Below are 17,759 nucleotides of genomic sequence, written 5' to 3'. Positions count from 1 at the left end.
AGGAGCACATATGGCAATCGTCGCGTTTCTCGGTCTGGGCCACATGGGTGGGCCGATGTCGGCGAACCTGGTCGCCGCCGGGCACACCGTGCGCGGTTTCGACCCGGCGCCGGCTGCCACCGCGGCCGCCGAGCAACACGGCGTGCAGATCCACACCGGCGCCGCCGAGGCGGTGTCCGGCGCCGACACGGTGGTCACCATGCTTCCGCACGGGGACGCGGTGAAGAGCTGCTATGCCGAGGTCCTTCCGGCTGCCGGGGCGGAAACGTTGTTCATCGACAGCTCGACGATCTCGGTCGCCGACGCCCGAGAGGTGCACGCGCTCGCGGCGTCGCATGGACTGGCCCAGCTCGACGCGCCGGTGTCCGGCGGGGTGGCCGGCGCGGTCGCCGGGCGCCTGGCGTTCATGGTCGGCGGCGAGGACGCCGCCGTGGCGCGGGCCACCCCGGTGCTGGAGCCGATGGCCGCCAAGATCATCCACTGCGGCGCAGCTGGCGCCGGGCAGGCCGCCAAGGTCTGCAACAACATGGTGCTGGCAGTGCAGCAGGTGGCGGTCGCCGAGGCGTTCGTGTTGGCCGAAAGGCTGGGCCTGGCCGACCAGGCGCTGTTCGACGTGATGACCGGCGCCACCGGAAACTGCTGGGCGCTGCACACCAACTGCCCGGTCCCGGGCCCGGTGCCCACCTCCCCGGCCAACCGGAACTTCGAGCCGGGATTCGCCACCTCGCTGATGAACAAGGACCTGGGGCTGGCGATGGACGCCGTCGCTGCGACCGGATCAACGGCTCCGCTCGGCAGCCATGCGGCCCAGATCTACCGCGACTTCGCCGCCGAACACGGCGCCCAGGACTTCAGCGCGGTGATCAACCTGCTGCGTGGCAGCTGAGCGCCCGGCGCCGGCTACTTCGCGATCGCCATCACCGCGCCCGGCCGCAACCAGGCGATGATCTTCACGAGCGTGGCGTCATCGATGGCCACGCAGCCCGCGGTCGGCCCGCCGTCGGTGGTGTGGAAGAAGTAGGCGGAGCCGTCACCGGGGGTGCGGGATTTGTTGACGCCGATGACCACCGCGTGCCGATACTGCGGAATGTTGAGGTTCTCGCTGGCCGCGGTGCTGAAGGGACACTGCGCCTTTTTGCAGACCTGCATGGTGTTGTAGGTCGGGCTGCCCGAGTCGCTGTCCCACCAGTAGTCGGATCCGACGACCTGCACATACGGCAGGCCACCACCGGGATTGGGCGCGGTGCCGAAGGCCGAATCGAGCGAGTAGAACCCCATCGGGGTCGACGGCTCGCCCTCCTTGGTCTGCGGCGTGATGCCCGCCGAGCCGACGTGAGCCGGAATCCCGGCCGCTACCGCTTCCCATCCGGCGGGAGTCCGCTGATAGACATCGATCTTGGCCGTCGAGTGGCCGACTCCGACTACCGAAACCACCTGGGTGGCAGTGCCGACCGCATTGCCAAACCACGGTTCGACGGTGGCCGCGGCCCCGGGCATCGTCGCCGACGTCACGCCCAGCACGCACAACACGGCACACAGCAGAACTACCAGTCGACGCACCACGTCATCGTCGATGAGCGGCCGCGTCAGCGTCAAATGCTCTCGGCGACGAGCTTCAGCCCGCGGCACGGGAGCTGAAGCGGGCGACCACCCGCTGCGCCTGCAACTCCCGGCAGTCGTTGGCCAGCAGCCCGTCGTAGCGGCTGGAGCCCGCGTAGATCGCCGGCAGGCCGATTGCAGCCGCGGTGCGGGCCCCGGACTCATACCCGGCGATCACCAGTGCCTCGCCGGCGACGATGCCCAGCTCCCACAGCGCCAGCCGGTAGAGCTCGGCGTCGCCGGCCGGACCGGTGAGGTCGTCGGCGCTGACCACGGTCTCAGCCATGCCATCGCCGATGAGTTCGCGCACCCGCGCCTGCACCCAGCTGCGCGGGCCGGCGCCCACCACCGCCACCCAGATTCCGGTGGCGAACAGGCTCAACACCAGGTCCACCACGCCTGAGCGCGGCTCACCATCGGCGTCGGCGAGGGCGTCCACATCGAAGACCACCGCCTGCAGGGGGTACACCTCGGCATCCCGGTGCACCTGGTCCCACCGGAACGGGCGGCCAGGACCTGTCCACGTCGCGAGTTCGGTTGTGATCTGCATAACAGCAACGGTGCCGGAAACCGGCTCGGGTGTCCTCCCCCATTGGGGGGATCCGGGTGGGGTAATCACTGCCTCACCACCCACCCGATGGGCTTTACTGTCTTGCTATGCCCGTGCGCCTGGTGCTCGTCGACGACCACGAGATGGTGATCGAGGGCCTGCGCGCCATGCTCACCGCGTTCGCTGACCGGGTCGACGTGGTGGGACAGGCGATCAGCGCCGCGCAGGCGTTGGAGGTGATCGCGCAGACCGATCCCGACATCGTGCTGTGCGACGTGCGCATGCGCGGGGAGAGCGGACTGGACCTCTGCCTGGCGCTGCGGGAGCGTGATCCGGAGCGCAAGGTCGTGATGCTCTCGGTCTACGACGACGAGCAGTACCTGTTCGAGGCACTGCGCGTGGGCGCCAGCGGCTACCTGCTCAAGAGCATCAGCAGCGACGATCTTGTGCATCAGATCGAGTTGGCCCACCGCGGCGAGACGGTGATCGACCCCGGCCTGGCGGCGCGGGCCGCCGGTACCGCCGCCCGGCTGCAACGCGACGAGTTCTGGCCCGGCGCACGCCAGGGGCTGACCCAGCGCGAGAGCGAGATTCTGGCCTGCATGGTCAGTGGCCTGTCCAACCGCGGGATCGCCACCAAGCTGGTGATCGGCGACGAGACCGTCAAGAGCCACCTCCGCTCGATCTACCGCAAGCTGGGCGTGTCCGACCGAACCGGCGCGGTGGCGACCGCGCTACGCGAAGGCATCTACCGGTGAGTCCCACCGGCCCGAACCGGCCGCGCGCCCGCAAACCCCATGCGGTGCGAGACTTCGTCGACGCCAACCATGAACTGGCCCTGCTGCGCGAACTCATCCAGGCCGCCTCCAGCGGCCCGGGGGTGGAACCGCTGGCCGCCGCCGCGACCCGGATGATCACCGCGGCCACCGGCACCGATGTCTGCTTCGTGCATGTACTCGACGACACCGAGCGTTCCCTGACGCTGACCGGCGCAACCCCACCGTTCGACACCGAGGTGGGCAAGATCCGGCTGTCGCTGGGCTCCGGGGTGTCGGGTTGGGTGGCCCGTCACCGCGAGCCGGTGGTGATCAGCCATGACAAGGAGGCCGATCCGCGGTATCTGCCGATCGAATCGCTGCGGGGACGTGACTTCACCTCGATGGTGTCGGTGCCGATGGAGACCGATCCGGGCGGGCTGGTGGGTGTGCTCAACGTGCACACCGTGGCACGGCGCGAGTTCACGCCGGGCGACGTCGAGCTGCTGCGGGTCATCGGGCGATTGATTGCCGGGGCCATGCACCAGGCCCGCCTGCACCGGCAGCTGGTCGCGCGCGAACGTGCCCACGAGCTGTTCGTCGAGCAGGTGATCGAGGCCCAGGAGATCGAGCGGCGCCGGCTGGCCGGGGACATCCACGATGGCATCTCGCAGCGCCTGGTGACGTTGTCCTACCGGCTGGATGCCGCGGCCCGCGCGGTCGGCCATGACCCCGACGAGGCGTCGACGCAGCTCGAGGCCGCGCGGGAGCTCGCCGGGCTGACCCTGCAGGAGACCCGCGTGGCGATCAGCGGTCTGCGGCCACCGGTGCTCGATGACCTGGGCCTGTCGGGCGGGCTGGCCAGCCTTGCCCGGTCGATCCCCCAACTCACCATCGAGCTGGATCTGGCCGAGACCCGACTGCCCGAGCACATCGAGCTGGCGCTGTACCGGATCGCGCAGGAGGGCCTGCAGAACGTGGTCAAACACGCGGCCGCCACGACGGTGCGGCTCGGGTACGCGGTGACTGCCGACCCCGACACCGCTCGGCTGGAGATCGTCGACGACGGGGTGGGATTCGACACCTTCGAACACCCCGTAGGTGGGGACGAGATGGGTGGTTATGGCGTGTTGTCGATGGCTGAGCGCGCCGAGCTGGTCGGTGGCCGGCTGAACATCCGATCGCGCCCGGGGGCGGGCACCGCCGTCACCGCGACCATCCCGATACCGACGCCCGCTGCCCGCGACTCCGACAGCTGAGCCGCCGGCGCCGCTAGAAGTCCCCCGCGTTGCGTCGCAACGTCTCGATCGCCGACGACAGCGCCCGGGATTCCTGTTCCGACATCCCGATATCGGCGAACACTTCACGATTGAGGCTGTCCGTCGCGGCCGACACCGTCGAGCGGCCGAGCTCGGTGATCGACACCAAGGTGGTGCGGCCGTCGGTGGGATGCGGCAGACGCTCGACCAGTCCGGCGGCCTCCAGCCGACGGATGGCATGCGTGACGCTGGTGACGTGGACCTGCAGCCGGTCGGACGCCTTGGTGATCGGCAGTGCTCCGGACCGACTGAACGCCAGCAGCCTCAGCAACTCGAATCGGGAGAAACTCAGGTCGTAGGGCCGCAGCGTCGCCTCCACCCGAGCCAGCAGGATCTGATGGGCGCGCATCACCGATGTCACCGCCACCATGCCGTCAGCCACGTCGATCCAACCCGCCCGCTCCCAATTGGCGCGAGCCAACGCGATCGGGTCGGAGTCGCCGGAGGGACGAGAAGCTGCCACGCCCCTTTTCATACCGCACCGGAGCCCGTGGACTGCTCAGCACTGCGCCCAATCGCGGCATCAAGGCACCGTCGAAACGTGAACTGCAGCATGCGCACGGCATAGAGTGCAGATGAACCCTTGCGCATTCGGAAACGTGACCCCGACATGACCATCAGAACACCGTCGCTCGCCGCGGTAGCCATCGAATTCCCGGCTCACCGCTACACCCAAGAGGAATCGGCCCAGGCGTTGGGCGATTTCGCCGGCCCGGAATTTCGGCGATTCTTCGAAGCCAGCGGCGTGGCCTCGCGTCATCTGGCCTTGCCACTGCCGCGGTATGCCGAACTGACGGGCTTCAGCGAGGCGAACGACATCTTCATCGACGTCGCCCTCGACCTGGCCGAGCAGGCGCTGCTGCGGTCCTTGGACGCCGCGAAACTCAAGCCTGCCGATGTCGATGTCGTGTTCTCGACGACGGTGACCGGTCTGGCCGTGCCCACCCTTGATGCCCGACTTGCGGCCAGGGTCGGGTTACGGCCCGACGTCAAGCGGGTGCCGCTGTTCGGATTGGGCTGCGTCGCCGGCGCCGCCGGGGTGGCGCGGATGCATGACTACCTGCGCGCCTACCCCGACCAGGTGGCGGCTCTGGTCGCGGTGGAACTGTGCTCGCTGACCATTCAGCGCGACGACATGTCGATGGCGAACTTCGTGGCAGCCAGCCTCTTCGGTGATGGCGCCGGTGCCGTGATCGCGACCGGGGGCAACCGCCACCACGTGGGCCCGAAGGTGCTGGCGACCCGCAGCCGGCTCTACCCCGACACCCAGGACGTGATGGGGTGGGACATCGGCACCAGCGGCTTCCGGATCAAGCTGTCGGTCGAAGTCGCCACGGTCGTCGAGAAATATCTGGCCGACGATGTGCACAACTTTCTGGCCGACTGTGGGCTGTCCCCCGATGATGTGACCACCTATGTCTGCCACCCCGGTGGGCCGAAGGTCATCGAAGCGGTCCAGAATGTGCTTGAGCTGCCTGCCGATGCGTTGGACCGAACCCGGAAATCGCTGCGCGAGAACGGAAATCTCTCCTCGGTCTCGGTGCTCGACGTACTGCGGGCCACCATGGCCGAGCCACCGCCACCCGGCTCGCTCGGCCTGATGGTCGCGATGGGTCCGGGGTTCTGCTGCGAGCTCGTCCTGTTGAGCTGGTAGCGGCATGTACTACCTGTTGATCCTGGCCGTGGGGCTGGAGCGCCTGGTGGAGCTGGCCGTGTCCAACTCCAACGCCGCATGGTCTTTGGCCCGCGGCGGCAGGGAGTTCGGCCGCGGGCACTACCCCACCATGGTCATCCTGCACAGCGGATTTCTTATCGCCTGCGTTGCCGAGGTGTGGCTGTTGCACCGCCCGTTCCTCGGCTGGCTCGGGTGGCCGATGTTAGCCCTGGCGGGGTTGAGCCAGGCATTGCGCTGGTGGTGCGTCCGGACTTTGGGGCGACGCTGGAACACTCGGGTGATCGTGCTGCGCGATACTCCCTTGGTCCAGGGAGGCCCGTATCGGTGGCTGCGGCATCCCAATTACGTGGCCGTGGTCCTCGAGGGTGTGGCACTGCCGCTGGTGCACACCGCGTGGCTCACCGCCGCGGTTTTCACGCTGGCTAACGCCGCCCTGCTGCGGGTCCGGATCCGGCTGGAGAACTCAGCTCTGGGCTACGCGTGAGGCGGGCACGCGGATCAGCTCGCGATCGGCCCCTCGGCGGCTACCGTCAGTATTCGAGGCCCGTCCTCGGTCACCGCAACACTGTGCTCCCAGTGCGCGGCGCGTGAGCCATCGGCGGTCACGACCGTCCACTCATCGTCGAGGATGACCGTTTGGTCGGTTCCCAGGGTCAGCATCGGTTCGATAGCCAGCACCGATCCGGCCACCAGCATCGGACCTCGGCCCGGAGATCCCTCGTTGGGCAAGAAGGGGTCCATGTGCATCTGACGGCCGATACCGTGGCCGCCGTATCCGGCAACGATGCCGAATGAACGTTTGAATTCGACCGACGCGGCCCGGGCAGCGGTTTCGATGGCATGCGAGACGTCGCTGAGCCGGTTACCCACCAGCATCGCCGCTATCCCGGCCTCCATCGCCTGCCGGGTCGCCGCGGACAGGTTCTCATCGGCGGCAGTGAGCGTTCCGATCCCGAACGTGACGGCCGCGTCGCCATGCCAGCCGTCCAGAATCGCGCCGCAGTCGATCGACACAAGGTCGCCGGCCCTCAGCACTTCCGTCGCGGTCGGGATGCCGTGCACCACCCGATCGTTGACCGAACTGCAGATCGATGCCGGGAATCCGTGATAGCCCAGGAATGAGGGCGTCGCGCCCGCGTCCCGGATTACCGATTCGGCAATCTGGTCCAACTGCAGAGTGGAGACCCCGACGTCCGCGGCCTCGCGAACCGCAGCCAGTGCGGCGGCGACGACGGCTCCGGCTGCAGCCATCGCGTCGAGCTCACCAGGGCTGCGATGCGGCACAGCTTTGCGCCGCTTCGCCCACCCGACCATCTACTGCCCCAGTGCGCTGAGCGCGCGGGCGAACACCTCGTCGAGCGTGCCGAGTGCATCCACCACGTGCAGGTCGTGCTCGTCCTGGTAGTAGTCCAGCAGCGGGGTGGTCTCTTCGCGGTACACGGCCATCCGATTGTGGATGACCTCAGCGGTGTCGTCGGCGCGACCACGTTCCTTGAGCCGCTTGAGCAGTTCACTCTCGGTGACCCGGAACTCCAGCACCGCATCCAGCTTGGTCTGACGGCGTTCCAGCATGGTGTGCAGCGCCTCGGCCTGCTCCACCGAACGGGGGTAGCCGTCCAGGATGAATCCGCCCGCCGCATCCGGCTGGTCGATGCGATCTTCAACCAGGGCATTGGTCAGCTCGGGCGGCACCAGGTCGCCCGCGTCGAGATACTTCTTGGCCTGGCGTCCCAGCTCGGTGCCCTCGGCGATGTTGTGCCGGAAAAGGTCACCGGTGGAGATCTGCGGAACCCCCAGCTTCTCCGAGAGCTTCACCGCCTGAGTGCCCTTGCCTGCCCCCGGCGGTCCAAGCAGTACGACTCTCACTTGAGGAACCCTTCGTAGTTGCGCTGCATGAGCTGGCTTTCGATCTGCTTCACCGTGTCCAGACCGACGCCGATCATGATCAGTACCGCGGTGCCGCCGAACGGCAGGTTCTGCACGGTGCCCGAGCTTCCCATGTGCAGGAACAGGTTGGGCAGCACCGAGATGACGCCGAGGTAGATCGAGCCCGGCAGGGTGATCCGGCTGAGCACGTAACGCAGGTAGTCCGCGGTGGGGCGGCCCGGCCGGATGCCCGGAATGAAGCCACCGAACTTCTTCATCTCGTCGGCCCGCTCGTCGGGGTTGAACGTGATCGACACGTAGAAGTACGTGAAGAAGATGATCAGACCGAAGTACAGGGCGATGTAGACGAAGTTCGACGGATCGGACAGGTAGGTGCTGACGAACTTGTCCCACCAGCCGTTGCCGGGGTTGGCCTTGCCGCTGTTGACCAACTGGGTGATCAGCTGCGGAATGTAGATCAGCGACGAGGCGAAGATGACCGGGATAACGCCGGCCTGGTTGACCTTCAGCGGCAGGTAGGTCGAGGTACCACCGTACATACGCCGCCCCACCATGCGCTTGGCGTACTGCACCGGGATACGACGCTGCCCCTGCTCCACGAAGACCACGCCGACGACGATCGCCAGCGCCGCCAGCAGAACCATGGTGAACACCACGCCGCCGCGGGCGTCAAGAATGGTCTTGCCCTCGATCGGAATGCGGGCGGCGATGCCGACGAAGATCAGCAGCGACATGCCGTTGCCGACGCCGCGCTCGGTGATGAGTTCGCCGAGCCACATCACCAGCACTGCGCCGGAGGTCATCACCAGCACGATCACCATCAGGGTGAAGATGCTGTGGTCGGCGATGATGTCGTGCCGCAGGCTGCAGGTCTGCAGCAGGCCACCGTTGGCGGCCAGCGCCACGATGCTGGTGGCCTGCAGTACGGCCAGCGCAACGGTCAGGTACCGGGTGTACTGCGTCATCTTGTTCTGGCCGGACTGGCCTTCTTTACGCAGCTCTTCAAAGCGCGGGATCACCACGGTGAGCAGCTGCACGATGATGCTGGCGGTGATGTAGGGCATCACGCCGATCGCGAACACCGTCAACTGAAGCAGCGCGCCGCCGGAGAACAGGTTGATCAGCGAGTACACCTGCGCGGCGTCACCACCGCTGACTTCCTTGATGCACTGCTGCACGTTCTGGTAGTCGACCCCAGGCGACGGGATGGCCGCACCCAGCCGGTAGATCACGATGATGCCCAGCGCAAAAAGGATCTTGCGCCTCAGGTCAACCGTCCGCAGCGCTGAGATGAAAGCCGAGAACACTCTTCTCCTCCTGCGCAGCCGAGGTCCGGTCGCGGCGTTCCAATGGGCTGTTGGTGTCCCAGCCCCGGTTAGTCCTGGGTTAGTCCTGCGTTGTCGCGTCCACGTGCCAGCCGATGACGACGAGGCCACGCGTCTTGAGGCGCGTCCGCAGTCTACGAGAGTAACAGCTGCGCACCGCGGGCCGGGCCGCCGTCGGCGGCACTCCCAGCCCGCCATCAGCCGAGCGGCGTACAGTCGCCAAAGGCTCGTTAAATGCACTAACTAACTGCCGAGCGTTGAGTCACCGACAACGCGAGACAGCGAAGCGACATAGAGAATGGAGTCCGCGGCATGGCACGTACCGACAATGACAGCTGGGACCTGGCTTCCAGCGTGGGCATCACCGCCACCGGGGTGGCCGTGGGCCGCGCGATCGCCAGCCGGGCCGATCGGCCCCTGATCAACGACCCGTTCGCCGAACCCTTGGTGCGCGCGGTCGGGGTGGACCTGTTCAGCAGACTGGCCAGCGGCGACCTCGCGCCCGAAGACCTCGGCGACGAGGGACCGATGAGCATGGCCCGGATGGGCGACAACATGGCGGCACGCACCCGGTTCTTCGACGACTTCTTTCTGCAGGCCGGGGCGGCGGGGATCCGGCAAGCCGTCATCCTGGCCTCCGGACTGGACTCGCGGGCCTACCGGCTGAACTGGCCGGCCGGCACCGTGGTCTATGAGGTGGACCAGCCCGAGGTGATCGCATTCAAGACGCGGGTGCTGGAGCAGCAGGGCGCGAAGCCGACCGCAGAGCGGCGGACCGTGGCGGTCGACCTGCGCCAGGATTGGCCGACAGCGCTACAGGCAGCGGGCTTCAACTCGGCATCACCGACCGCCTGGAGCGCCGAGGGACTGCTGGCCTACCTGCCCCCGGACGCCCAGGACCGCCTCCTGGACACCGTCACCGCGCTGAGCGCACCGGGCAGCCGCATAGCCACCGAGAGCACCCCGGGCCTGGACTCCGACAGTGAATCCCAGGCCCGCCTGCGCATGAGGGAGTCCGCCGAACGGATGCGACGGCACGGGGTCGACATCGATATGGCCGAACTGCTCTATTTCGGGGACCGCAACGAGGCCGGCAGCTACCTGGCGGCCCACAACTGGCGGGTGGACAGCCACGACGTCTCCGCACTGTTCGCCGAATTTGGTTTGCCGCCCCTGGCGGACGATGCGGAGTCCGTCTTCGGCAGGCTGGCCTACATCAGTGCGGTGCGGGGGTGATGGGGATGGACACCACCGGCGCACGATTCTCCGGTGACACCTGGGATCTGGCCTCCAGCGTGGGCACCACCGCCACCATGGTTGCTGCCGCGCGCGCAATGGCCACCGCCGAGGCCGAGCCGCTGATCTCCGATCCCTTCGCGGCACCGCTGGTGCGTGCGGTCGGTATCGACTTCTTCACCAAGCTGATCGACGGCGCGCTGGAACCGGCGGTGGCGGCCGAGGCCAAGACCGCGGCCGGACCCATGACCGCGGTCATGGCGGTACGCACCCGGTTCTTCGACGACTTCTTCCTGCAGGCCGGGGCGGCGGGGATCCGGCAAGCCGTCATCCTGGCCGCCGGCCTGGACTCGCGGGCCTACCGGCTGGGCTGGCCGCAGGGCAGCACGGTCTACGAGATCGACCAGCCGGAGGTGATCGAGTTCAAGTCACGAACGCTGGCCGGTCTGGGCGCCCAGCCGACCGCGGATCGCCGCGCCGTGGCCGTCGATCTCCGCGACGACTGGCCGGCCGCCTTGCGCGACAGCGGTTTTGATGCGACACAGCCCACCGCATGGAGCGCGGAAGGCCTCCTTATCTACCTACCACCGGACGCGCAGGACCGCCTGTTCGACAACATCACCGCGCTGAGCGCTCCGGGCAGCCGGGTGGCCACCGAATACCATCCGCAGGGCGCCGCTGCTTTCGGCGATTCAAGCCAGTCCTTGGGCCAACGATTCGCCTCTCAGGGCCTGGATCTAGACATCACCTCCCTGGTGTATGCCGGCGAACGGAACCCGGTCGGTGCATACCTGAATGAGCGGGGCTGGCAGGTGAGCGAACGCACCCGAGAAGCGGTCTTCGCCGGCTACGGCCGCAGCTTTCCCGATGGCGAGATCGTTGCGCGCATGCGCAATTCGGTGGCGATCGAGGCAATACGCGTCTAGGCGGCGATCCGCCCCGGCATCGACCGATGGCCGCCGGTCCCTACGGACCGGCGGCCATCGTCGTCGTATGCGGGTGGTCGGCTATCAGCCGGGGGGAATGACCCCGCCGCCCTTGCCGCCCTCGCCCGGTTGTCCGGGCGGACCGGCCGTGCCCCCGCCGGCAGCCGAACCACCGCCACCGGCCGGCCCGCCCGGACCGGCGGCACCGGGACCACCCGGAGTGCCGTCGGCGCCGTTGGCTCCATCGCTACCCGAGGTGCCGTTGGGGTTGTTGGCCGCACCGCCCTTACCGCCGTAGTTGCCGCCGGCCGCGTTTCCACCGCTGCCGCCGTTGCCACCGCTGCCGCCGTTACCGCCTGCCCCACCGTTGGGGTTGGCGGCGCTGCCGTCACCACCGCTGGCACCCGCACCTCCGGCACCGCCGTCACCGCCGCGGCTGCCGTTACCGCCGGCCCCGCCGACCCCGCCGTTGCCGCCGTTTCCGGAGTTGCTACCGCCCAGGCCGCCGTCACCGCCCTTGCCGCCGTAGCCGCCGTCCGCACCGTTGGAACCGTTACCACCGGTGCCACCGGTCCCGCCGGCACCAGCGGACTGCCCGGGCACGCTGCCACCGTCCGCACCGGTACCACCCGTGCCGCCGTTGCCGCCCTTACCGCCGATTCCGGTGCCGTTGCCACCGGTGCCACCCGTGCCGCCGTTGGGGTTGCCGGACTGGTCACCGTCGGTGCCGGTCGATCCGGTCCCGCCCGTGGTGCCGGGGCCGGTGGCCGCGTTGGCGCCCTTGCCGGCGTTACCGCCGTTGCCACCGTTACCGTCGGCGCCGGCGTTACCGCCCTTGCCGCCGTTACCGCCGAACTGGCCGGTGCTGGTGGCGTCGGCACCCTTGCCGCCGTTGCCACCGTTGCCACCGGTACCACTGGATCCGGCGGAGCCGCTCGCGGCCTGCGTTCCGTTGCCGCCGATGCCGCCGGTGCCGACGGTGCCTGCGGTGCCCCGGTCGCCACCGTTACCGCCGTTACCACCGTGGCCGCCGGATCCGGTGGTGTTGGTGGCGATCCCATCGCCGCCATTACCGCCGTTACCGGCGTTACCCGCGTTTCCGGCGTTGCCGCCCTTGCCACCGGCACCGGCCGTGCCGCTGCCGCCGGCCCCGGTTCCGGCCGCTCCACCGTTGCCGCCGACGGCGCCATTACCGCCGTTGCCGCCGCTGCTGGCGTTGCCTCCGTCGAAGCCATCGGGGTGGGCGCTGGTTCCGCCGCCGCCGGTGGTGCCGTTGCTGCCGTGGCCACCGTTGCCACCATTGCCGCCCACGCCACCGGCGCCGCCATTGCCCCCGACGCCGGAGTTGGTGCCACCCAAACCGCCCGCACCACCGTTTCCGCCGGCGGTGCCGTTGCCGCCATCGGTGCCGTCGACGTTGGGATCTGTGGAATTGGTGCCATTGGCGCCGTTGAAGCCCCGACCGCCAGCGCCGCCGTCGCCACCGCGACCGTCGGGGCCGGCGTTACCGCCCTGGCCACCATTGCCGCCGGTCTGGTTCGCGTTGGTCGCGGCACCGCCCCGGCCGCCGGCGCCGCCGTCGCCGCCGGTCGCGTTGGCTCCCGCGGCACCATCTGCCGCCTGGGTTGAGCCGTCGCCGCTGGTGCCGCCCTGACCGCCGGACCCGGCCGTACCGCGCACGCCGCCGTCACCGCCGTCACCACCGTTGCCGGCCGCCGCACCGGCACCGCCACCCAGGCCGGCACCACCGACGCCACCGTTACCGGCGTTGCCGGCGTTACCGCCCGCGCCGCCCACGCCGCCGTCCCCAGCCTGTCCGGCGGTGCCGTTGGTGGCGGTGCCGCCGACGCCGCCGTTGCCGCCGCCGCCGCCCGTGCCACCGATCCCGCCGTTTCCGGCGTCTCCACCGGCCGTGCCGTTACCGCCCGCCACGGTCGCATCGACCCCAGCGGTGCCGTTGGCGCCGCTCCCGCCGATCCCGCCTGCACCACCGGCACCACCGACACCGCCGTTGCCGGCGTCCCCGGAGGTGGTACCGCCGGCACCACCGGCGCCTCCGTTGCCGCCCATGCCGCCATCGCCGCCCAGCGTGCCGTTGCCGTTGCCGTCGGTCACACCCGCCAGGCCGTTGGCCCCGGTGCCACCGGCACCACCGTCGCCGCCAATGCCGATGGCACCGGCATTGCCGCCGGCACCGCCGTTGCCGCCGTTTGTTCCCGGATCCGTGGCGTCGAAGCCCCGGCCGCCGTTACCGCCGTTACCGCCGGCGGTGGCGTCGGCGCCGGCCACACCGTCGCTTCCGGCGACCCCACCGCTGCCACCGGTACCGGCATCGGCGCCGTTGCCGCCCAGGCCCGCCTCACCGCGATTGCCGCCGTCGCCGCCCCTGCCGCCGTCGGGGTTGACCGCGTCGCCGGCGGCGCCGGTGCCGCCGTTTCCGGCGTTTCCGGCGTTGCCGCCGTCACCGGCATTTCCGCCATCGCCGTTGCTGGCGCCGTCGCCGTTGGCCGCCGTTCCCGCGTTGCCGCCCACGCCGCCGTTACCGCCCACGCCGCCGTTGCCACCGTTGCCGCCGGCGCCGCCCGCGCCCTCGTCGACGCCGGACACCCCGGTTGCGCCGTCCTGGCCGGCGCCGCCGCTTCCGCCCGTTGCACCGTTGCCGCCGTTGCCGCCGTTTCCGGCGTTACCGGCAAGCGCACCACCGTTGCCGCCGGCACCGCCGGCACCACCGTCGCCGCCGGCTCCACCGGTTCCGCCGGTGGCACCGGGCACGTCGCCGTCTGCACCGACCGCGCCCAGCGCCCCGTTGCCGCCGGCCGCGCCGTTGCCACCGTTGCCGATCAGACCACCGTTGCCGCCCGCGCCGCCGGCACCGCCGTCGGCGCCAGGGACGGCATCCGGGTCAGCCGAGGCGTCGTAGCCCGCACCGCCGTTGCCGCCGTTGCCGTGGATGCCGGTGACACCGGTACCGGCGACTCCGCCGAGACCGTCGACGCCGCTGGCCGGGTTGCCGCCGGTGCCGTGCACGCCGGCCACACCGGCGTTGCCCGCCGTGCCCGGGTTGCCCCCGTTGCCGCCCTTGCCGCCGTCGGGGTTCTCCGCATCGCCGGCCGCACCGTTGCCACCGTTGCCGGGCGTGTTGGCGTTGCCGCCGTTGCCGGCGTCGCCACCGTTGCCGTTGAGTCCGACCACGCCGTTGTAGACCACGCCCGCGTTGCCGCCGTTGCCACCGGCACCGCCGTCGCCACCGCTGCCGCCGTGACCGCCGTCCTGACCGTCTTGGCCCGCGAACACGCCGTCAGCACCGTTGGCACCGGCACCGCCGTCGCCACCGTTGGCGCCGTTACCACCATTGCCGCCGTTGCCGGAGTTACCGGCGTCCCGGCCGCCGTCGCCGCCGTGACCACCTTGACCGCCGTAGCCACCGGCCTTGCCGTCCACGCCGGCGTCGCCCGGGTTGGCCCCGTCCGCGCCGGCGGCGCTGTCGCCACCGTTACCGCCGTTGCCACCGTTGCCGCCGTCGCCAATCCGGCCCGCTGCGCCACCGTTTCCGGCGGCTCCACCGTTCTGGCCCTGGCCGTCATCGAGGAGGCCGCCGTTGCCACCGTTGCCGCCGTGACCACCGTTTCCGCCGCTGATGGCCGCCGCGCCCGCCTGCCCGGAGATCGCGCGGGTGCCATCGCTGTTCAGGCCGCCCAGGCCGGCGATACCCACGAGCCCGCGGTCTCCACCGGCTCCGCCGTTGCCTCCGTCACCGGCAGAGAGCGCGGTTCCGTTGTTGCCGCCGTTGCCGCCGTTGCCACCGTTGCCGGCGTTGCCCGCGTCGCCGGCGCTGCCGCCCGCCCCTGCCGCGCCGGAGGCACCTGCCGGGTGGACGCCCAGGAATCCGCCCGCGCCGCCCTTGCCGGCGTTGCCTCCGTTGCCGCCATTGCCGCCGTTGCCACCATTACCGGCGTCCATGCCGTCTTGACCGGCCAGGCCGCTGCTGGCGCCGGCTCCGCCGGCGTTGGTGCCGTGCAGGCCGTTCTGCCCATCCCCGCCGGCGCCGCCGTTGCCGCCGAAACCACCGTCACCGCCATTGCCGGCAGCGCCGAACAACAGGCCGGCCCGCCCGCCGGTGCCGCCGTTGCCACCGAAACCGCCGAAGCCGCCGTTGTCACCGCTCGCGCCGAACGTGGCACCGTCCGCGCCGTCGCCGCCGAAGCCACCGGCACCCCCGGCGCCCCCGGCGCCGCCGTTGCCGATGAAGATCGCCGCACCACCGGTTCCGCCGAACCCACCGGCGCCACCGCCGATTCCGCCGATTCCGCCGGCGCCGCCCAGGCCACCGTTGCCCAGCAGCCAGCCACCGGCACCACCGTCTCCACCGGCACCGCCATCACCGCCCGCGATGCCGTCGAGTCCGGCGCCACCGGCGCCACCGTTGCCGATCAGTCCGGCGGCACCGCCGATTCCGCCATTGGCATTGATCGCGCTGCCAGCCAGTCCCGCACCGCCGTCGCCGAACAGGAAGCCACCGTCGCCGAGGTTGCCGAAGAGGCCCGTGCTGCCCAGTAGCGAGTCGTTGACGCCGTCGAAGCCGTCGATGCCGTTGCCGATCAGCACCCGCCCGAACAGGTCGACGAAGGGCTGATTGACGACGTTGAGCAGCGGCTCTGCGTAGCCCATCAGGTCTTGACTGAGGGCATACAAGGGCAGGTAGACGTAGTTCTGGAATCCGTCATAGAGAAGCTGATCCAGCTCTGCCACCCAGGGGCCCAGCGGCTGCGTCGGGTCGAAGGCAAAGAGGTTTGAGTCGAACGCGGGTCCGGCGTTGAGACTGGCGAACAGGTCGTCGTTCGATCCGGTGAACCACTGCCCGGAGTCCAGGGACCAGGACTCGAACATCTCCAGGATCGGCTCCATGATCAGGTCATCGAAGTCCGCGTGGGCTGACGGTGCGCCGGCCACGGGGCCGACCCCGAAGGCCAGGAATGCGCCGACCGCGCTGCCTGCTCCGGCCATCCGCCGACCGAGGCGTCCCGACCGGCCACTCTGACGACTGTCACGACTCTGTTGCATGCCGAATCCTCAATTTCCCGAATTCACGCCAAATTGACTGTCCGCTCACCTGGAACAGACGCGCTATATTAGCATCGTCTCGGCAGGTCGGCGATGCGAGTTCCCGCCCTGCGGGAAACCACCCAGCATGCGGCTTTCGCCATTCGAGGGTGTCCGTGCGACCAGCAGCGGTATAACCACACCAATGGTGCTCAAGCTCAGGGTCCCGCAGGACATGGTCGGCGGGGACGTCGATGAAGGCTACGGCAAGGTCGCCGATGCGTTTCGCGCCAACTTCGCCAGCGGTCAAGAAGTCGGCGCCGCTCTCGCCGTGTACCGCGAGGGGGTCAAAGTCGTCGATCTGTGGGGCGGCTACCGTGACGGGCTGGTTCGCGCACCCTGGACGCAGGACACCATGGTCAACGTCTTCTCCAGCACCAAGGGCGTGGCAGCGCTTGCCGTCGCGCTGGCGGTGTCGCGGGGCCTCTTCAGCTATGACGACACGGTCGCCACCCACTGGCCGGAATTCGCGCAGGCCGGCAAGGGTGACGTGACGGTCCGTCAACTGCTGGGCCACCAAGCCGGCCTCAGCTCGCTCAAACCCGCACCCACGCTGGCCGATGTTGCGAACCCGGATCGACTGGCGCCCCTGCTCGCCGCTGCGAAGCCACTCTGGACGCCGGGCACCCGGCACGGCTATCACGCGGTCACCTTGGGCTGGTATGAATCCGAGCTCATCCGCCGCACCGACCCCGCCGGGCGCACGCTGGGCCGCTTCTTCGCCGACGAGATCGCCGCTCCCCTGGGCCTGGACCTGCATATCGGCCTGCCGAAGTCGGTGTCCCGCGACCAGGTGGCGCTGCTACATCAATGGAAGCGCGCCGAAGCGCTCCTGCACCTCACCGTCATGCCGCCCGCACTGGTGGCGGCATCTTTCAATCCGTTCGGTCTGCTGAGCCGGGCAGGCTCCCTCCCCAGCGACATCAGCCCCTGGGACGGCGACTACAACCGCGACGACGTGCGGGCCGTCGAGATCCCGTCGGCCAACGGAATCGGTTCGGCCCGCGCGATCGCGCGCCTGTACGGGGCCGCGGCCACCGCGCACCCGCTATTGCCGCTGAGCCCCGAGGTGCGCCGGGAACTCGCGGCGATGCCCGCGGCCCCTGCCCGCGGGGAACGCGACAAGGTCCTGGGCGTCGAACTGGTGTTTTCGCTGGGACTTTCCAAGCCCGCCTTCGGCTCAGCCTTCGGCTCGTCGAACAACGCCTACGGCACCCCGGGCTTCGGCGGGTCCTTCGGGTTCGCCGATCCCGATACCGGCGTCGGCTACTCCTACGTGATGAACCGGCTGGGCTTTCACCTGCACAGCGATCCCCGTGAGCTCGCGCTGCGCCAGGCGTTGTTCCGCGACGTGCTGGGCGTCCGGCCACAGGCCTGAGGTACCGCC

General features: G+C 69.7%; 15 protein-coding genes. 8 read left to right on the top strand and 7 right to left on the bottom strand.

Annotated elements, in window-relative coordinates; translation table 11 throughout:
• Positions 1 to 10: 10 nt before the first annotated feature.
• Positions 11 to 886: a 3-hydroxyisobutyrate dehydrogenase gene (gene mmsB, locus BST15_RS05045; protein ID WP_046189652.1), complete on the top strand. Its 876-nt coding sequence runs from the start codon at positions 11 to 13 to the stop codon at positions 884 to 886.
• 14 nt (positions 887 to 900) lie between these two features.
• On the opposite strand, the gene BST15_RS05040 is transcribed toward mmsB, so the two are convergent.
• Both BST15_RS05040 and BST15_RS05035 read right to left on the bottom strand, forming a co-directional pair.
• On the bottom strand, positions 901 to 1,560 hold the full coding sequence (locus tag BST15_RS05040; protein WP_046189671.1) for a L,D-transpeptidase family protein: 660 nt from the start codon (positions 1,558 to 1,560) through the stop codon (positions 901 to 903).
• Between the two features lie 55 nt (positions 1,561 to 1,615).
• A complete protein-coding gene (locus tag BST15_RS05035; protein ID WP_046189651.1) occupies positions 1,616 to 2,149 on the bottom strand; it encodes an HAD family hydrolase in 534 nt (177 codons plus the stop codon).
• 107 nt (positions 2,150 to 2,256) lie between these two features.
• Between BST15_RS05035 and BST15_RS05030 the strand changes: the two genes are divergently transcribed.
• Both BST15_RS05030 and BST15_RS05025 read left to right on the top strand, forming a co-directional pair.
• Positions 2,257 to 2,907, top strand: coding sequence for a response regulator (locus BST15_RS05030; protein WP_046189650.1), 651 nt, complete (start codon positions 2,257 to 2,259; stop codon positions 2,905 to 2,907).
• A gap of 44 nt (positions 2,908 to 2,951) precedes the next feature.
• Positions 2,952 to 4,163, top strand: coding sequence for a GAF domain-containing sensor histidine kinase (locus BST15_RS05025; protein WP_046189649.1), 1,212 nt, complete (start codon positions 2,952 to 2,954; stop codon positions 4,161 to 4,163).
• 13 nt (positions 4,164 to 4,176) lie between these two features.
• Here BST15_RS05025 and BST15_RS05020 read toward each other — a convergent pair whose 3' ends face one another.
• The gene (locus BST15_RS05020; RefSeq protein ID WP_234708290.1) at positions 4,177 to 4,686 is read right to left on the bottom strand and encodes a MarR family winged helix-turn-helix transcriptional regulator; all 510 of its coding nucleotides are present in this window, start codon (positions 4,684 to 4,686) and stop codon (positions 4,177 to 4,179) included.
• A 147-nt stretch (positions 4,687 to 4,833) separates the two neighbouring features.
• Between BST15_RS05020 and BST15_RS05015 the strand changes: the two genes are divergently transcribed.
• Together BST15_RS05015 and BST15_RS05010 are read left to right on the top strand one after the other, a co-directional pair.
• Positions 4,834 to 5,877, top strand: coding sequence for a type III polyketide synthase (locus BST15_RS05015; RefSeq protein WP_083070834.1), 1,044 nt, complete (start codon positions 4,834 to 4,836; stop codon positions 5,875 to 5,877).
• Between the two features lie 4 nt (positions 5,878 to 5,881).
• Entirely contained in the window at positions 5,882 to 6,382 is a 501-nt protein-coding gene (locus BST15_RS05010; protein ID WP_046189646.1) for an isoprenylcysteine carboxyl methyltransferase family protein, read from the top strand.
• A 14-nt stretch (positions 6,383 to 6,396) separates the two neighbouring features.
• Here the strand turns inward: BST15_RS05010 and map are convergent, their stop codons facing one another.
• The 3 genes from map to secY are packed head-to-tail and all read right to left on the bottom strand — an operon-like array spanning position 6,397 to position 9,092.
• Positions 6,397 to 7,212, bottom strand: coding sequence for a type I methionyl aminopeptidase (gene map / locus BST15_RS05005; RefSeq protein ID WP_046189645.1), 816 nt, complete (start codon positions 7,210 to 7,212; stop codon positions 6,397 to 6,399).
• Complete coding sequence (locus BST15_RS05000; protein ID WP_046189644.1) at positions 7,213 to 7,764, bottom strand: adenylate kinase; 552 nt, start codon at positions 7,762 to 7,764, stop codon at positions 7,213 to 7,215.
• Positions 7,761 to 9,092 (bottom strand): preprotein translocase subunit SecY, encoded by a 1,332-nt coding sequence (gene secY, locus BST15_RS04995; RefSeq protein WP_046189643.1) that lies wholly within the window; start codon positions 9,090 to 9,092, stop codon positions 7,761 to 7,763. Before secY ends, BST15_RS05000 begins: the two co-directional genes overlap by 4 nt.
• 330 nt (positions 9,093 to 9,422) lie before the next feature.
• Between secY and BST15_RS04990 the strand changes: the two genes are divergently transcribed.
• Both BST15_RS04990 and BST15_RS04985 read left to right on the top strand, forming a co-directional pair.
• On the top strand, positions 9,423 to 10,346 hold the full coding sequence (locus BST15_RS04990) for a class I SAM-dependent methyltransferase (RefSeq protein WP_046189642.1): 924 nt from the start codon (positions 9,423 to 9,425) through the stop codon (positions 10,344 to 10,346).
• 5 nt (positions 10,347 to 10,351) lie between these two features.
• Positions 10,352 to 11,272, top strand: a complete 921-nt coding sequence (locus BST15_RS04985) for an SAM-dependent methyltransferase (RefSeq protein WP_046189670.1) — start codon at positions 10,352 to 10,354, stop codon at positions 11,270 to 11,272.
• An 84-nt stretch (positions 11,273 to 11,356) separates the two neighbouring features.
• Here the strand turns inward: BST15_RS04985 and BST15_RS22535 are convergent, their stop codons facing one another.
• Positions 11,357 to 16,333, bottom strand: coding sequence for a PE family protein (locus tag BST15_RS22535; RefSeq protein WP_165757101.1), 4,977 nt, complete (start codon positions 16,331 to 16,333; stop codon positions 11,357 to 11,359).
• Between the two features lie 184 nt (positions 16,334 to 16,517).
• Between BST15_RS22535 and BST15_RS04965 the strand changes: the two genes are divergently transcribed.
• Positions 16,518 to 17,750, top strand: coding sequence for an EstA family serine hydrolase (locus tag BST15_RS04965; RefSeq protein ID WP_046188199.1), 1,233 nt, complete (start codon positions 16,518 to 16,520; stop codon positions 17,748 to 17,750).
• The last annotated feature ends 9 nt before the right edge of the window (positions 17,751 to 17,759 follow it).

The organism is Mycolicibacter arupensis (assembly GCF_002086515.1).
Lineage (GTDB): Bacteria > Actinomycetota > Actinomycetes > Mycobacteriales > Mycobacteriaceae > Mycobacterium > Mycobacterium arupense.
Note: the sequence above shows the minus strand (reverse complement) of the source record. Positions and strands in the feature narration are given on the sequence as shown.

Excerpts from the sequence above, each read along its gene's own strand:
- BST15_RS04965 (WP_046188199.1), top strand. The coding sequence starts at position 16,518 with ATGGTGCTCAAGCTCAGGGTCCCGCAGGACATGGTCGGCGGGGACGTC.
- BST15_RS05035 (WP_046189651.1), bottom strand. The coding sequence starts at position 2,149 with ATGCAGATCACAACCGAACTCGCGACGTGGACAGGTCCTGGCCGCCCG.
- mmsB (WP_046189652.1), top strand. The coding sequence starts at position 11 with ATGGCAATCGTCGCGTTTCTCGGTCTGGGCCACATGGGTGGGCCGATG.
- BST15_RS05010 (WP_046189646.1), top strand. The coding sequence starts at position 5,882 with ATGTACTACCTGTTGATCCTGGCCGTGGGGCTGGAGCGCCTGGTGGAG.
- map (WP_046189645.1), bottom strand. The coding sequence starts at position 7,212 with ATGGTCGGGTGGGCGAAGCGGCGCAAAGCTGTGCCGCATCGCAGCCCT.
- BST15_RS05030 (WP_046189650.1), top strand. The coding sequence starts at position 2,257 with ATGCCCGTGCGCCTGGTGCTCGTCGACGACCACGAGATGGTGATCGAG.
- BST15_RS22535 (WP_165757101.1), bottom strand. The coding sequence starts at position 16,333 with ATGCAACAGAGTCGTGACAGTCGTCAGAGTGGCCGGTCGGGACGCCTC.
- BST15_RS04990 (WP_046189642.1), top strand. The coding sequence starts at position 9,423 with ATGGCACGTACCGACAATGACAGCTGGGACCTGGCTTCCAGCGTGGGC.
- BST15_RS05015 (WP_083070834.1), top strand. The coding sequence starts at position 4,834 with ATGACCATCAGAACACCGTCGCTCGCCGCGGTAGCCATCGAATTCCCG.
- BST15_RS04985 (WP_046189670.1), top strand. The coding sequence starts at position 10,352 with ATGGACACCACCGGCGCACGATTCTCCGGTGACACCTGGGATCTGGCC.